This window comes from Staphylococcus sp. EG-SA-2, from assembly GCF_017152085.1.
Map to the genome: position 1 here is coordinate 1 of NZ_JACYHC010000002.1, position 585 is coordinate 585.

General features: G+C 30.9%; 1 protein-coding gene. It reads left to right on the top strand.

Annotated features, from left to right (window positions below):
• The coding region (locus IDG60_RS00010) for an ATP-binding cassette domain-containing protein (protein WP_206160326.1) at nt 1–585 on the top strand (585 nt) is incomplete at both ends.

A 585-nucleotide genomic window follows, 5' to 3' on the forward strand; every position in this document is an offset into this window, starting at 1 on the left:
AACGATTTATGATTTTATATTAAATATTATTGCTATGCTTTCGATTTTTGGTAGTTTAGTTCTAGGATTAATTCAAATTAATGCAGGCCAACTAAATATTATTTATATGACGAGTATAGTTTTAATGGTCTTAACTTTATTTGAACAAGCTGTACCAATGACAAATGTCGCGTATTATAAAGCGGATACTGACCATGCATTGCATGATATTAATGAAGTGATATCTGTACCTTCTACTAATGGAAAAAACCGTCTTAATGATAAGTATGATGCAACGAACATTTATGAAGTTAAGGACGCTAGTTTTAAGTATTGGAACCAGCAAACGTATGTGTTGTCGGATATTAATTTTAATGTTAATAGAGGCGAAAAGATTGCGATTGTGGGGCCTTCTGGTTCAGGAAAAAGTACATTACTACAAATTATGGCTGGGTTATATCAATTAGATAGTGGCTCTATTCGTTTCGAAAATATGGATATGTTTGAAATAGATGACAAAGATAAGTTTGAATCGTTAAATGTCTTGCTACAATCTCAACAATTATTTGATGGTACAATACGTCAAAATTTATTTACCGATGAAAA